Origin of the sequence: Luteimonas sp. 9C (assembly GCF_902506295.1) — a bacterium.
In the GTDB taxonomy this organism is placed as follows: domain Bacteria; phylum Pseudomonadota; class Gammaproteobacteria; order Xanthomonadales; family Xanthomonadaceae; genus Luteimonas.
This window is the reverse complement of sequence record NZ_LR733312.1, coordinates 2,612,444-2,621,168: the sequence shown is the minus strand read 5'-3', so window position 1 is coordinate 2,621,168 and position 8,725 is coordinate 2,612,444. Positions and strand designations below refer to the sequence as shown.

General features: G+C 69.6%; 10 protein-coding genes. 8 read left to right on the top strand and 2 right to left on the bottom strand.

Annotated features, from left to right (window positions below; genetic code table 11):
• Positions 1 to 202 precede the first annotated feature (202 nt).
• From CURTO8I2_RS11990 to CURTO8I2_RS11955, 8 genes are all read left to right on the top strand, one after another.
• A complete protein-coding gene (locus CURTO8I2_RS11990) occupies positions 203 to 598 on the top strand; it encodes an MAPEG family protein (protein ID WP_201295509.1) in 396 nt (131 codons plus the stop codon).
• A complete protein-coding gene (locus CURTO8I2_RS11985; RefSeq protein ID WP_201295508.1) occupies positions 595 to 1,242 on the top strand; it encodes an HAD-IB family hydrolase in 648 nt (215 codons plus the stop codon). Before CURTO8I2_RS11990 ends, CURTO8I2_RS11985 begins: the two co-directional genes overlap by 4 nt.
• Positions 1,142 to 1,696 carry a hypothetical protein gene (locus CURTO8I2_RS11980; RefSeq protein WP_201295555.1) on the top strand — a complete coding sequence of 185 codons (555 nt, stop codon included), beginning with the start codon at positions 1,142 to 1,144 and terminating at the stop codon, positions 1,694 to 1,696. The genes CURTO8I2_RS11985 and CURTO8I2_RS11980 overlap by 101 nt, the downstream gene beginning before the upstream one ends.
• A 133-nt stretch (positions 1,697 to 1,829) precedes the next feature.
• Positions 1,830 to 3,170, top strand: coding sequence for an ergothioneine biosynthesis protein EgtB (gene egtB / locus CURTO8I2_RS11975; RefSeq protein WP_236551094.1), 1,341 nt, complete (start codon positions 1,830 to 1,832; stop codon positions 3,168 to 3,170).
• Positions 3,167 to 4,150 carry an L-histidine N(alpha)-methyltransferase gene (gene egtD, locus CURTO8I2_RS11970; protein ID WP_159681291.1) on the top strand — a complete coding sequence of 328 codons (984 nt, stop codon included), beginning with the start codon at positions 3,167 to 3,169 and terminating at the stop codon, positions 4,148 to 4,150. The genes egtB and egtD overlap by 4 nt, the downstream gene beginning before the upstream one ends.
• Before the next feature lie 4 nt (positions 4,151 to 4,154).
• Positions 4,155 to 4,442 carry a DUF3253 domain-containing protein gene (locus CURTO8I2_RS11965; protein WP_159681290.1) on the top strand — a complete coding sequence of 96 codons (288 nt, stop codon included), beginning with the start codon at positions 4,155 to 4,157 and terminating at the stop codon, positions 4,440 to 4,442.
• Positions 4,443 to 4,478: 36 nt separating this feature from the next.
• Positions 4,479 to 5,105, top strand: a complete 627-nt coding sequence (locus tag CURTO8I2_RS11960; protein ID WP_159681289.1) for a DUF938 domain-containing protein — start codon at positions 4,479 to 4,481, stop codon at positions 5,103 to 5,105.
• Between the two features lie 227 nt (positions 5,106 to 5,332).
• Positions 5,333 to 5,968, top strand: a complete 636-nt coding sequence (locus tag CURTO8I2_RS11955; RefSeq protein WP_159681288.1) for a tetratricopeptide repeat protein — start codon at positions 5,333 to 5,335, stop codon at positions 5,966 to 5,968.
• Positions 5,969 to 6,133: 165 nt separating this feature from the next.
• On the opposite strand, the gene CURTO8I2_RS11950 is transcribed toward CURTO8I2_RS11955, so the two are convergent.
• Together CURTO8I2_RS11950 and CURTO8I2_RS11945 are read right to left on the bottom strand one after the other, a co-directional pair.
• Positions 6,134 to 6,787 (bottom strand): ankyrin repeat domain-containing protein, encoded by a 654-nt coding sequence (locus tag CURTO8I2_RS11950; RefSeq protein WP_159681287.1) that lies wholly within the window; start codon positions 6,785 to 6,787, stop codon positions 6,134 to 6,136.
• 214 nt (positions 6,788 to 7,001) lie between these two features.
• Positions 7,002 to 8,648, bottom strand: a complete 1,647-nt coding sequence (locus CURTO8I2_RS11945) for an Mbeg1-like protein (RefSeq protein WP_159681286.1) — start codon at positions 8,646 to 8,648, stop codon at positions 7,002 to 7,004.
• Between the last annotated feature and the right edge of the window lie 77 nt (positions 8,649 to 8,725).

Genomic DNA, 8,725 nt, shown 5'->3' with positions numbered 1-8,725 from the left:
GGTGGGGGCGACCTGTCAGCGCTCCAGGAAACCGAGGATCAAGAACTCACCTTCACCCTTGAGTGGAGTCGCGCATCGACCGGTACGTTCGCCCCCTCCCAACCCTCCCCCGCTTTGCGGGGGCGGGCTTCGGGCATTACGGCGGCGACACGACCCACACGTCCATGCGATAAGCCACCTGTCCTCATCCTCGGAACCACCGATGACCTTGTCCACCGCTTACTGGTGCGTGCTGATCGCCGCGCTGCTGCCCTATGCCTGGGTCGGGCTGGCGAAGGCTTCGGTGCCGCGCTACGACAACCACGATCCGCGCGGCTGGATCGCGCGGCAGGACCATCCGCGACTGCGGCGGGCCTACAACGCGCACCTCAATGCACTCGAGGCCTTCGCACCGTTCGCCGCGGGCGTGGTGCTCGCGCAGCTCGCCGGCGTGGCGCACGACCGTATCGCGATGCTGGCGATCGCATTCGTCGCATTGCGACTGGTGCACGGCGTCGCCTACGTCGCGGACCTGGCCTTGCTGCGGAGCCTCGCGTGGTTCGGCGGCATCGGCTGCGTCATCGCGCTGCTGGTACAGGCCGCGACGTCGGTGTCGTGAGCGCGCACGCGTCGACGGATGCGCGTCCGGTGCTGGCGCTGTTCGACTTCGACGGCACGCTCACCACGCGCGAGACGCTGCCGGATTTCCTGCGCTTTGCCACGCCGCCGCGTCGCCTGCATCTCGGCACGCTGCTGTTCGTGCTGCCGGTGCTGGCGTACAGGCTCAAGCTGCTGCCGGTGTCCGTGCTGCGCGCCCTGCTCGTGCGCTACGCGTTCGGCGGTCTGCCGCGCACCGCCGTCGAGGAAGCGGGACGTCGATTCGCCGCCACCGTGCTCCCGTCACTGGTGCGGCCTGAAATGCAGGCGCGCCTCGATGCCCACCGTGCCCGCGGCGATACCGTCGTGGTGGTCTCCGGCGGGTTCGACGTGTATCTCGCGCCCTGGTGCGCGTCGCAAGGCGTCGAGCTGCTGTGTTCGTCGCTGGAACACGCCGGCGACCGCATGACCGGTCGATATGCGGGCCCGCAGTGCGTGGCGGCGGAAAAGGTGCGCCGGGTCCGCCAGCGTTACGACGTCGCCCGCTATCGCGAGATCCACGCGCATGGCGACACGCACGAAGACCTCGCCCTGCTCGCGCTCGCCGATCAGGCCATCTATCGCGGCGCGCCGTGGCCAGCGGGCGCAGACCGTCGGTCGCAATAAAAAGCCGCCCGCCCCGGGGGAGGCGGACGGCAACTGGAACCGGCTGGAGAGAGAGCGCCGTCAGGCGATGACGTCAGAGACGTCAACCGGTTTCACGGGTGGCACCTGTTGTCTGGTGGACGCGCCTCAGGTATCGCTGGAGGTCGTGCCCTCCCCTTCCATCGGCGGCGTGGCCGGTGGCGGGGTCATCGGATCGCTGGAAGGTGGCGCCATCGGATCGGTCGGCGGCGGCATGCTCGGATCGGTTGGCGGCGTCATCGGGTCGGCCGGCGGGTTCATGGGATCGGTCGCGGGATCCATCGGCGGTGTCGCCGGATCGTTCATCGGTGCGGGATCCATCGGTGGCGCGTCTGCCGGCGGTGGCTCGTTGCTGCACGCGGTGAACGCGAATGCCATGGCGGCCGCCAGGGGGAGAGCGATACGTCGCATCGGTGAGCTCCTGCAGGGTTGTTGATGCGCAGTGTCGACGCCGGGATGTATGGCCGGCGTGGTGCCAGGCGTAGAAATTCCGTTACGCGTGGACTGCATCACGCTTCGCGTTCAAGAAAGAGGCCGGCGTGTGGTTCACTGCGCCATCGGCTGGCGTGATGACGGGATCGTCACGCAGCGCACTCAAGACTTCCCCGATGGCGCTTCACGAACCTGTTCCGCCCTCCTCCGGAGCTGGCGATATCGACGCGCGATGCCGCTGGCTCGCGCAGCGTTTCGATGCGGTACGCAGCCGGAGTGCCGCACTCGCGGCACCGATCGGCGCCGAAGACGCCATGGTCCAGAGCATGGACGATGCGAGCCCGACGAAATGGCATCTGGCCCACACCACGTGGTTCTTCGAACGCTTCGTGCTCGCCGACGGCGGTGCATACGCGCCGTTCGATCCCGCCTGGGACTTCCTGTTCAACAGCTACTACCAGAGCGCCGGGCCGATGCATGCGCGGCCCCGGCGCGGCGTACTGTCCCGGCCCACGCTCGCGCAGGTCGCGGACTATCGCGCCACGGTCGAGGCGCGCATGCGCGATCGCCTGCAGCGCGGTGATGTCGAGGCCCGGTTGCTCGACATCGTGGAACTCGGCCTGCAGCACGAGCAGCAGCACCAGGAACTGCTGCTGACCGACATCAAGCATGCGTTCTTCAGCAATCCGCTGACGCCCGCCTATCGTGCGGACCTGCCACACGCTGCCGGCAGCGGCGCGGCGCTGCGCTGGATCACGCGCCAGGAGACGATCGTCGAGGCCGGACATGCGGCCTGGCCCGGCACCGACGGGTTCGCCTACGACAACGAATCCCCGCGGCACCGGGTGCTGGTGCCCGCGCACGCCCTGGCGAGCCGGCCGGTCAGCAATGCCGAATTCCGTGCGTTCGTCGAGGACGGCGGCTACCGCACGGCGGGCGTCTGGCTCAGCGCGGGCTGGGACGCGGTGCGCGCGCGCGGCTGGACGCATCCGCTGTACTGGAACGACGCCTGCGATGCCGAGTTCACGCTCGGCGGCTGGCGTGCGCTCGATTCCGATGCGCCGGTGTGCCATCTGAGTTACTACGAGGCCGACGCCTTCGCGCGCTGGGCCGGGGCACGCCTGCCGACCGAATTCGAATGGGAACAGGCCGCCACGGCGCTGCCGGTGGAAGGCAATTTCGTCGACAGCGGACGCCTGCACCCGGGCGCGCCCGCCGCAGCTTCCACGGGTCTGCAGCAGATGTTCGGCGACGTCTGGGAATGGACGTCGAGCGCCTATACCGCCTATCCCGGATACCGGCCGTGGCCCGGCACGCTGGGTGAATACAACGGCAAGTTCATGGACGCGCAGTGGGTGCTTCGCGGCGGCAGCTGCGCGACCTCCGCCGACCATGTGCGCGCCAGCTACCGCAACTTCTTTCCCTCCGATGCGCGGTGGCAGTTCGCCGGCCTGCGCCTGGCCAAGGACTCACCATGAATGCCGCCATCGCCCGCGCCCGTGCGCAGGCCGCCCTGACCGATCTGCGTCCGCAGCCCGACGACATCACCGCCGATGCCGTCGCCGGCCTGTCGCGTGCGCCGAAAACGCTGCCGTCGAAGTACTTCTACGACGCGGAAGGCTCGCGTTTGTTCGAGGCGATCACCCGGCAGCCCGAGTACTACCTGACGCGCGTGGAACTGGCGATGCTGGAAGCGCAGATGCCGTCGATCGCCCAGGCCATCGGCGACGGTGTGCACGTGGTGGAGTTCGGCAGCGGCAGCGGCCGCAAGACCGAACTGCTGCTCGAAGGACTCATGGCGCCGGTCGCCTACACGCCGATCGAGATCTCGCGAACCGCATTGATGGATAGCGTGACCCGCCTGGGCCAGAGCTTCCCCGAAGTGCAGATGCTGCCGGTGTGCGCGGACTTCACCCGCCCGGTACCGTTGCCGCGCGCGGCGCATCGGGCGCACCGCACGCTGGTGTTCTTCCCCGGCTCGACGCTCGGCAACTTCTCCGATGAAGAAGCCGTCCGTCTGCTGCGCTCGATGCGCGGGACGATGGGCGATGGCGGCTGCGCGCTGCTCGGGATCGATCTGGACAAGGACCCGGCGATCATCGAGGCCGCTTACAACGATGCCGCCGGCGTGACCGCCGCCTTCACCCTGAACCTGCTGACGCGGCTCAACCGCGAGATCGGCAGCGATTTCGATACGGACGGCTTCCGCCATCGCGCGCATTACGCGCGCGACCGCATGCGCATCGAGACCGCGCTGGTCAGCCAGCGGGCCCAGACCGTGCGGATTGGCGATCGCGTCTTCGACTTCGAGGACGGCGAGGCCATGCAGGTCGAGATCAGCCAGAAGTACACCGATGCCTCGTTCGCCGGGCTGGTTGCACAGGCGGGTTTCCGCGTGACGCACGGCTGGAATGACGAAGACGACCGGTTCGGCCTGCGGCTGCTCCAGCCCGGCTGACACGATGGCACTACCGGCGGATGACCGGATCGCGGCGGACATCCTGGCGTTGCTGCGCGTACGCGCGCCCGATGCCTCGATCTGTCCGTCTGAGGTGGCGCGCCGCCTGTATGACGAGGCCAGCTGGCGCACCGCGATGCCCGACGTGCGGCGCGTCGCCTGCGCGCTTGCGGCGGCGCGGCGGATCCGGATCACGCAGGCGGATGTCGTCCTCGATCCGGACACGCCCATCGCCGGTGCGATCCGCTTGCGCCGCGGGCCCGTCTGGGACGAAGACGCTGCCCGCGACTGACGCACACGCGTTGCACGCTGCCGTATCGTGTTGCGCATGACAGACCTGCCGCCGCCGCGCGACAAACCGAACGCGCCTTCGTGCGACCGCAATCGCGGTCCGATTCTCGAGGTCCTGCGCGACCAGTTCGCACGACGCCGCAGCGTGCTGGAAATCGGCAGCGGGACGGGGCAGCACGCGGTCCACTTCGCGGCTGCGATGCCGTGGCTGCGCTGGCAGACGTCCGAACGCGCGCTGCATCTGTCGGGAATCACGGCGTGGCTCGACGAAGCCGCGCTGCCGAATACGCCTGCACCTGTGGCGCTCGACGTCACGCAGACCGACTGGCCGGTTTCGACCATTGCCGGTGACCGGTTCGATGCCGCGTTCACCGCCAACACATTGCACATCATGGACTGGCCGGCGGTGGAGGCCTGCTTCGCCGGTCTCGACCGGGCACTTGCCGACGACGCGACCCTGGTCGTCTACGGCCCCTTCAATGTCGGCGGTGCGTACACCAGCGACAGCAATCGCGCGTTCGACCTCTGGCTCAAGGCCCGGGATCCGCACTCGGGCATCCGTGACCTCGATGCGGTGGACGCGCTGGCGTCGCGCATCGGCCTGCGTCTGCAGAGCGATGTCGCGATGCCGTCGCACAACCGCTGCCTGGTCTGGCGCCGCTGAGGCAGGTCGATCCCGCCCATCGTGGCGCGCCGCACGTCGCGCGCATGGCATGGCCCCGAAAGCCGGCCGGTCGCGCGCGTCGACGCACGACGCCGCCAGTCGCACGGGCTAGCGCCCGCCATCCGTGAAGCCGGTCGCGGCGGTCCAGCGCGCGGGGTGGCTACAATGGGCGCGGGGATGTCGGGGCGTATCGGCCCGACACGGTTCGAGTGAGGGGGGGGATGGACATGGGATACCTGCGTTCCGGCCTGTGCGGCCTGGGCCTGCTGTTCGCGTCGGCCGTCGGCGCACAGACCCTGCCGGCGCCGGCGGAGTTCTACTTCGACGATGACGCGCGCACCGCGTCGCCCATCGTCGTGATCGAAGGCAACGACGACGAGGCACATGCCCGGCTGATGCAGCTGATCGATCGCAATGGCCGCAACGCGGACCAGGCGCGCGCGCAGCTGGCGCAGGTGCTGATGCGCAGCGGACGCGAGGAGACCGGACGCGCACTGTACGCACAGGCGCTCGGCACCCTGTCGGCGCGTTCGCCGCAGCGCAGCTCGATCCACTGGAATTACGGCTGGGATCTGTATCGCGGCGGTCATCATCAGGAAGCGCTCGACCAGTGGCGTCAGGCACTCGACGGCCGGCTGCTGCGCCCTTCGTGGGCGCCGCCGACGCTGGCGCTCGGGCTGTGGTCGAACGATCGTCGCGACGAGGCCGTGCGCTGGTATGCCGCGGCCGTCCGCACGGAGCCCGGGTTGTGGAGCGATACCTCGCGCTACGCGACGCTGCTCCCCGGCTGGACCGCGGCCGAACGCGCGACGCTGGCGGAGGTGTTCGCCGCATGGCGCGCCTCGCCGCCCGCCTGGCCCTGAGCGGCAGCTGATCCGCCGGGCTGACGAGAGGTCCGGCGCGCTGCGCCGGTCCGGCTCAGTCGGCTCCTGACACCCGCGGCGGCATGTCTGCTGCGCGCGCCCGGGCATGCAACAGCGCTGCGGGCTTCGACTGCGGATCGCAGGCCGCGCAACGCGGCAGCGCGATCAGTGCGTGTCTTCGACCGGAATCTGCCGCGCGACGAGCCAGTCGCGCACCGTCTCGCGGTCGCGCTTCGCATCGGCCGACAACACCGCGTCGCGGGCACGGAAGAAGGACGGCTGGAACGTCACACCGACGCGGTCGCGGGCGGTCGGATCGGCGCCGGCCTCAAGGAAGCGCACCACCCAGCCGGTCGCGTTGATGCGCGCGGCCTTGTGCAGCAGGGTTGCGCCGAAGGCGTCGGTCGCGTCCGCGCGCGCGCCGGCCTCGAGCAGCAGCCGGATGTTCTCGTCGTTGCGCGCTTCGAGCGCATTGAACAGCGGTGTCTCGCCGTTCTTGGTGTTGGGTGTGTCGGCGGACGCGCCCCCGGCCAGCAACGCCTTGAGATAGCTGGCGTCGTCCTGCATCGCCGCCAGATGCACGGCGGTGTTGCCGTTGGCGGCGCCGGTGGTGGCGTCTGCACCAGCCTCGAGCAGCGCCTGGAACGCCCGTCGGTCGCCGCGCAGGATCGCGGCCTGCAGCAGGGGCGAACCCTGCGCGTCCTTGGCGTTGGGATTGGCGCCATCGGCGATCAGGCGTCCGATCTCGGCGGCATCGCCCGCGCTCGCGGCGCGCGACAGCGCGGAAGCGGCGGGATCGGTGGCGTGGTCCTGGGTCATGCTCGTTCCTTGTCTGGCGCAGGCGCCGCTGGCAGCCAGTGCCAACACGATGCAGGCGATGATCCGCCACTGCGGAAATGGCGCGATCGAAGCGACACCCATCATGTCGAGGCCTCCGAAGCGGTACAAGCCATCAGCCTAGCCCGACCGGCAGTCGGGCGTCGTGACAGGGCGCGGGAATCCCGGGCGCAACTGCAGCCCCGAATCGCGGCACTCAACGGAACCAGTTGACCGGGTTGAGGTTTTCGCCGGCCCAGCGCGCGCCATCGGACAGACGATCACCGGTCCAGCTGGCGGCATCGCCGACCGCGCGTGCGCCATCGGCAATGCGGTTGCCGGTCCAGGTCACGCCATCGACCACGCGGTCGCCGACCCACTGGGCGCCGTCACCGGCGCGATCGATGACCCACTCGGCGCCATCACCGACCTTGTCCAGACCCCACTGCGCGCCGTCGCCGACGGTATCGGCCACGGTGTCGACCGCGCGGCCGGTCCATTCGACGCCACTAGCGACGGCATCGAACGGCGCATCGAACCCGGTGCGGTCGCCGAGATCCCGCAACACGCTGCCGCCGAGGTTGGCGACGTTCTCGACCACATCACCGGCGGTGCCCAGGGTATTGGAGATCGCATCGCCACCGAGGCCGACCACACCGTCGACCACGTCACCGGCGATGCTGAAGGTGCCGCCGACATAGCGGCCATTGCCGTAGTCGTTCTGCACCGCGTCGGTGATGCCGCTGACAGCTTCGGTCACCGTCGAGCGCCCATCGGAATAGAGCCCGCCGATGCCGTTGGCCAGCGATCCGATCTGGTTGAGGTTGTGCTCGCCGATGTTCTCGATCGTGCCGAGCACGAGGCCCAGATTGGTACCGGAGCGGTCGGCCGGCGCTTGCGCCTCGTGCTGGCGCAGCGCTTCGACGTAGGACGGGTTGTCGCCACCGCCGCCGTGCAGGCCGAGCATGTCGAAGCGGCCCATGCCTTCCGGCGGCGCGACGCGCAGCTCGGTGCCGACCGCGTTCGGCGGCGAAATCGGCAGGACGGCGATCGGCAGATCCTGCTGCGCGAGGGTCAGCGGATCGCCATCGACGACGTAGCGGCGGATCTGGCCGCTGTCGGCGATCTCGCCGCGCGCGGCATTCGGATTGAAGCCCAGACCCGCCAGCGTGTTGTTGCTCAGGCCGGACGCGTTGAAGGTCACGCCCGGTACGTCGGTCGCCAGCATCGCAGCCGAGGCGAGACCGCCACCCAGCGAGTGGCCGGTGATCGCGACGTTGCCTGTCCCGAAGGTGTCCACCGCGATGTTCGCCAGCTCCATGGCCTGCGAATACTGCGCGGTCTGCATGCCCAGACCCTGGCCGCCGTTCGCGCGCGAATCGCCGCCCGCGCCCAGGCCCCAGCTGTCGGTGCCGCGATAGGCGACGACGTACTGGCCGTCGGCGTTCTGGTAGATCGCCGCATCGAAACCGGTCTGCGCGTCGTGCAGCGCGTCCGGCGAGATCGGAATCTGGTTGCCCTGCGCATCCACGAGATGCGTGCCGTCGGCGCTGGGTTCGAGACGGTTCCATCCGGCGGCCTGCAGATCGGCCTCGGCCGCGGTGCCGGTGACGCCGTCGGGGCCGGTCAGCGTGTAGCTGTCGTTCGCCATCAGGGCGAACTGCAGGTCCTGCCCGGGTTGCGGCGTCGTGCCGCGGACCGAACCGGCGAAGCTGCCATCGCCGCGCGGGAAGCCTGCGCTGGTGTCGACATTCGCAGGCGTGCGCGGTACCAGCGCGGCAGAGGTCTGCAGCGCGGGGTCGAGCGCGAAATCACGGAACGGATCGACCGGATTGCTGTTGCCGGATACCGGGGACAGGCTCATGGCGCGCACCTACGGAAGCGAATGTCCCGACAATAGGTGGCCCGGACGGCGCCGGACAGCTGGTGCGGACCCTAGGT

Bases quoted from the DNA above. Each gene is read 5' to 3' on its own strand.
- egtB (WP_236551094.1), top strand. From the start codon at position 1,830: ATGACGGGATCGTCACGCAGCGCACTCAAGACTTCCCCGATGGCGCTT.
- egtD (WP_159681291.1), top strand. From the start codon at position 3,167: ATGAATGCCGCCATCGCCCGCGCCCGTGCGCAGGCCGCCCTGACCGAT.
- CURTO8I2_RS11955 (WP_159681288.1), top strand. From the start codon at position 5,333: ATGGGATACCTGCGTTCCGGCCTGTGCGGCCTGGGCCTGCTGTTCGCG.
- CURTO8I2_RS11950 (WP_159681287.1), bottom strand. From the start codon at position 6,787: ATGACCCAGGACCACGCCACCGATCCCGCCGCTTCCGCGCTGTCGCGC.
- CURTO8I2_RS11945 (WP_159681286.1), bottom strand. From the start codon at position 8,648: ATGAGCCTGTCCCCGGTATCCGGCAACAGCAATCCGGTCGATCCGTTC.
- CURTO8I2_RS11960 (WP_159681289.1), top strand. From the start codon at position 4,479: ATGACAGACCTGCCGCCGCCGCGCGACAAACCGAACGCGCCTTCGTGC.
- CURTO8I2_RS11980 (WP_201295555.1), top strand. From the start codon at position 1,142: ATGGCGACACGCACGAAGACCTCGCCCTGCTCGCGCTCGCCGATCAGG.
- CURTO8I2_RS11990 (WP_201295509.1), top strand. From the start codon at position 203: ATGACCTTGTCCACCGCTTACTGGTGCGTGCTGATCGCCGCGCTGCTG.
- CURTO8I2_RS11965 (WP_159681290.1), top strand. From the start codon at position 4,155: ATGGCACTACCGGCGGATGACCGGATCGCGGCGGACATCCTGGCGTTG.